This is a genomic window from Angustibacter aerolatus (genome assembly GCF_054776675.1).
Genome location: NZ_BAAHBM010000144.1, coordinates 1 through 4718 on the forward strand (window position 1 = coordinate 1; position 4718 = coordinate 4718).

Genomic DNA, 4718 nt, shown 5'->3' on the forward strand with positions numbered 1-4718 from the left:
TGTCGGCCTAGGCCCGGGCCGGCAGCGGGTCGCGGGGTGCGCGGCGGGCGACGAGGCGAGGGGTCGCCGCGTCGCCCGGGGCGCCGGTCAGCGCGAGGGCGGTGAGCAGCTGGCCGGTGGCGACCACCGCGCGCACCCGGGCCGGCACCACGACGAGCAGGTCGTCGACGAGGGCGCGCGCCCGGGCGGTCGCGAGGTCGTCGTGCCGCGGCAGGTCGAGGACGACGAGGTCGTGGCCGCGGGACGCCGAGCGCAGCACCGCCTCCACCGCGGCCGGCGGCAGGTCGACCGGTGCGCCGCGCTCGTAGCCGAGCACCGCCAGCGACGCCAGCCGCGGCAGCAGGTCGGGCACGCTCGCGGCGGGCAGGCGGCCACGAGCCCGGGCCAGGTCGCCCCAGCGCAGCCCGGTGAGGTCGTCGGCGCCGACCAGCACGTCGGCCCCGCCGCCCAGCGGGTCGAGGTCGGCGAGCAGCACCCGGTGCCCGGCGTCCGCGGCAGTGGTCGCGAGGGCGGCGGCCAGCACCGAGGCGCCGGCCCCGCCGCACCCGCCCAGCACGCCCACGACCCGCGCCCGGCCGGCGGGTTCGACCGCGTCGGCCACCAGCTCGGCCAGCTCGACGTGGTGTGCGGGCAGGTGCAGCAGCCGCTCGGCCCCGAGCGCGGACGTCGCCTCCCACAGGGCCAGGTCGGGCGGGTCGAGGGTGACGACGAGCAGCCCGGGTCGTCGGCGGCTCCCGCGCAGCGAGGCGCGGCGGGCGGCGTCCGACCCGAGCAGCAGCAGGCCGCTGCCGGGCCAGGGGTCGGCGGCACCCAGGCGGTGCAGCGCGGCGCCGGCGGCGGCGGCCAGCCGGTCGAGCTGGTCGAGCAGCGACGGGTCGTCGGTCAGCGCGGTGACCGCGGGCGGGGTGGTGGAGGGGAGGGTGCGGCGGTGCGGCACGGGCGGGCTCCGGGCTCGGTGGGCGGGACCCGTCCACCGTCACCGTGCGAGGCCGAGCCCGCGGCGTGCCCGTCGTCCGCTGTGGACGGCCGTCGTCGTCCACAGGCCGCGGTCCACAGCAGAGAGAAGAGGTGACGGCCCCCGTCGGGGGGACAACGGGGGCCGTCCAGCCGGTCCGGCTCGGGGGGGATGAGACGGAGCGGCCATGGCCAGGCCCCGAGGGGCCGGCCCGTCGAGTGTCCACCCGCCGACGGCCCGATGGCAATTCACCGTGTCGCCGTCTCGCGGGGCCGCTCGGCGTGTCGACACCGGCGTGTCGTGCTCACCCGGCGACCGGGTGCCGTGACGTCTTCCGCTCACCGGTCGGGCGGAGTACACAGGTGGGGAGCCGCCGGCCCAGCCGGCGACCCGGCACGGCCCTCTCGGAACCCACGCGCGGGCAGTCCACTGATGGACCGGACGTCGCGGGCTCGTCCCGCTCCGCCGACCAGCTGCACGCTTGGTACCCGACGACCGCGCACGACGGCGCCCCGCCGCACGGTGGGGCGCCGTCTCCGTGCCGGGGGCACACTGGCCCCGTGGGCTACGAGGTCCTCGACGCCGGCGGCCACGCGCCGGTGCGCGCAGCGGCGACGACGCCGGCCGCGGGCGGTGCGCCCGAGGTCCCCGTCGTCGCGTTCCAGGACCTCCCGCCGGTGCCGCCCCCGCCGGCCCGGCAGGTCGACCCGCGCGGCTGGTGGGCGGCGCTGCGCACGCACCGCACGTCGGTCGCGGCGGTGCTGGTCGCCCTGCTGCTGGGCGCGTCGGTGGGCTCGGCGCTCGCGAACCGGCACGCCCGGAGCGAGCAGGAGGCCCGCCTGCGCTCGACGCTCGCGGTCACCGCCCTCAGTCAGAGCTACACGCTGTCGCCGGCCGTCGGGGGGCTGTCGGTCGACGTGGTCGTGCAGGCGTTCAACGCCGGGCCGCGGGTGGTGGACGTCGTGGAGTCGCCGCGCGGCAGCCGGCCCGAGGCAGGACGCCCGGTCGTGGAGACGTTCGGCGGGACGGCGCGGATGCAGCCCGGTGAGCAGATCGCCATGTCGGTGCGCACGCTGCTGGACTGCAGCGACCGGGAGGAGCTGCAGCTGCGGCTGCCGCTGCGCACGCAGGACGGCGTGGTGCGGCCGACGGCGGTGCGGCGCGGGCAGACCGAGCGGCTGGTGCCGAGGGACCTGTGCCGCGCGGACCGGCCCGGGCGCGAGCCGACGATCGACCTGCGGGGCAGCCTCGACCGCCCGCAGCTGCTGATCAGCAACCCCAGCGACCTGGCCGTCACGGTGTTCCTCGACTCGTCGTCGCCGCAGACGCTCGCGTCGAGCGAGGTGGTGTCGTTCAGCACCCGCCCGGCGCTGCCGCTGCGGGTCGGCGCCCACGAGGACCGACAGCTCGCGGTGACGGTGAAGGGCGGCACCTGCACCCGCGACCTCGACAGCGTGCTGCAGGGCGGCGGCGGGGTGCTCGTGCTGGTCGTCGAGTCGGCCCCGCGCGCCGGCAGCACCGGCCTGCGCTCGTCGATGGGGGTCGACCTCACCGCCCTGGTCGGCGCGGCGCTCGAGCGCGACTGCTGACGGCGCACGCGCTGCCGCCCGGCCCGCCGCAGGGTCTACCTTGTGCCGGTCCGTCCCACCTGCACGCCCTGCCCGGAGGCCCCCGTGTCGCGTCCCACCTGGTCCCGGCGGCTCACCCGCCGCTCCGTCGCCGTCGGCGCCGGCCTGCTCTCGCTCGGCCTGGTGGGCGGCGGGGTCGCCGTCGGCGCCACCCAGCAGCCCGCCATCCACACCTCGACGCCGCGCACCGAGCGCGACGTCACGAACATCGACGTGCTGCGCCAGCAGCTGCGCAACTACTACGGCGACCCGCTGGGCACCGGCGTCGTCGGGCCCCGCAGCAACTACGTGCGGGAGGCCACGAAGGTCGCGGCGAAGGGCACGGCGTACCTCGCCGCCCGCAGCCACGGCCGGCACACCGCGAAGCAGCGGGCGATCGTGCTCGACGTCGACGACACCTCCCTGGTGACGTGGAACTACGAGATCGCCAGCAACTGGGCCTACGAACCGGTGTCGAACGCGAAGTACGTCGACGGCCAGCTGTTCCCCGCGGTGCCGGGCATGCAGCAGCTCAGCCGGTACGCCGCGAAGCGTGGGTACGCGGTGGTCTACCTGACCGGGCGCCCGTCGACGCAGGAGGCCGCGACGCTCGGCAACCTGACGGCGGACGGCGTCGGTGTCGACGCCGGGTTCGCCGCGCCGACCGCGCTGAAGGGCGGCGAGGACGGCCTGTTCACCAAGCCCGCGGTGGCCGACTACCCCGACTACCTGCAGGCCGCCTGCGCCGGCGACCCGGGCGGAAAGTGCACGACGATCCACTACAAGTCGGCGACGCGGAAGCACCTGGAGTCGCTCGGGTACGACGTGGTCGCCAACTTCGGTGACCAGTACAGCGATCTGAAGGGCGGGTACGCCGACCGCACCTTCAAGCTGCCGAACCCGAACTACTTCCTGCCCTGATCGCGCCCCCGTCGCGCCGGGCGCCGCACGCGCCCACACTGGCGCCATGGGCTTCGAGGTGCTGGACGTCGGCGGGCGGCCCCCGTCCGCCGGCGTCCAGCCCGACGAGCCGGTCGAGCCGTTCTCCTTCGACGAGCTGCCCACGGCGCGCGACCTCGACCCGCCCGCACCTGCACCCGAGTGGCGCCGGCGCCCCGCGGCGCTGATCGCCCGGCACCGCAAGCCGCTGCTGCTCGGCGCGGTGGTGGCCGCGCTCGTCGTCGGGCTGGTCGCGGGGCTGGCGCTCGGCGGCGCGCGCGAGCGGTCCGCCCAGCGCGAGGCGGCGCGCGCGAAGGCCACCGTGGTCGCCGAGGTGACCACGATGAACGACTACGCCTTCCGCGGACGCCGGGTGGTCGGCCTGAGCGTGCGGCTGATCAACTACGGCGACCAGCCGGTGTCGGTGGTGGGCTCGCTGTTCGGCGACCGGCCGCGCCCGGGTCGGCCGCGGGTCGACGTGGCCGGCGGCAACACCAGCCGGATCGCGCCGAACGGCAGCATCCTCGTGGCGGTCACCGGCCTGCTCGACTGCTCCTCGCAGCAGCCGCGGTGGCCGAGCGTGCCGGTGCGCACCGCGGACGGCACGGTGCACCAGGTCGAGCTGGCCACCACCGGGCTGGGGGCGCTCGCGGCGGTGACGCTCTGCTCGCGCGAGCCGTCGTCGACCCGTTCGCCGCTGCCGACGCCGACGAGCTACGTCACCCGCCGCTGAGCCGCCCCGCCTGCACCGCGTCGGCGACCCGCACGCCCTCGCCGGCGCCGGCGGTGACCGCGTCGGCGACGTGCACCAGCCAGCCCGCCACCCCCTCCGGCGTGCCGCGCACGTACCCGCCCAGCGCCGCCGCGTAGGCCGGCAGGCCGGCCGCGAGCAGACCGACCTCGGGCACCGCCACGCCGGTGGGGTCGAGGCCGCGCTCGACGACCACCGCCCGCTGCAGCGCCCGGGCCACCACGCCGTTGCCCGCGACGAAGGGACGCAGGGCCAGCACCTCGGCGTGCGCGAGCGCAGCGATCACCAGGGCGGGTCCGTCGGCGCGCAGCAGGGTGGCCAGGCCGTCGAGTCGCGACGACAGCTCGGCCCCGCCGGGAGCGGCGAGCTGCGGTCCGCCCAGGTCGCGCGGGGCCTCGTCGCGGGCGCGGGGGCGGCCGAGCGCGTCGTCCGGCGCCAGGCCCGCGGCCGCCGCGGTGTGCAGCCG

5 protein-coding genes are annotated in these 4718 nt (G+C 77.6%); 3 read left to right on the plus strand and 2 right to left on the minus strand.

Annotated features, from left to right (window positions below; translation table 11 throughout):
* Positions 1-7: 7 nt before the first annotated feature.
* Positions 8-937 carry a septum site-determining protein Ssd gene (gene ssd / locus ACYVI6_RS18035; RefSeq protein WP_460447687.1) on the minus strand — a complete coding sequence of 310 codons (930 nt, stop codon included), beginning with the start codon at positions 935-937 and terminating at the stop codon, positions 8-10.
* A gap of 578 nt (positions 938-1515) precedes the next feature.
* Here ssd and ACYVI6_RS18040 point away from each other — a divergent pair.
* The 3 genes from ACYVI6_RS18040 to ACYVI6_RS18050 all read left to right on the plus strand — a co-directional run bounded on the left by ACYVI6_RS18040 (position 1516) and on the right by ACYVI6_RS18050 (position 4234).
* Positions 1516-2544, plus strand: a complete 1029-nt coding sequence (locus ACYVI6_RS18040; protein ID WP_460447688.1) for a hypothetical protein — start codon at positions 1516-1518, stop codon at positions 2542-2544.
* Positions 2545-2628: 84 nt separating this feature from the next.
* Positions 2629-3483: an HAD family acid phosphatase gene (locus tag ACYVI6_RS18045; RefSeq protein WP_460447689.1), complete on the plus strand. Its 855-nt coding sequence runs from the start codon at positions 2629-2631 to the stop codon at positions 3481-3483.
* 46 nt (positions 3484-3529) lie between these two features.
* A complete protein-coding gene (locus ACYVI6_RS18050; protein ID WP_460447690.1) occupies positions 3530-4234 on the plus strand; it encodes a hypothetical protein in 705 nt (234 codons plus the stop codon).
* Here ACYVI6_RS18050 and ACYVI6_RS18055 read toward each other — a convergent pair.
* Positions 4221-4718: Fic family protein (locus ACYVI6_RS18055; protein ID WP_460447691.1), on the minus strand; the 498-nt coding region annotated here is incomplete at its 5' end. The two genes, ACYVI6_RS18050 and ACYVI6_RS18055, sit on opposite strands and share 14 nt — an antisense overlap.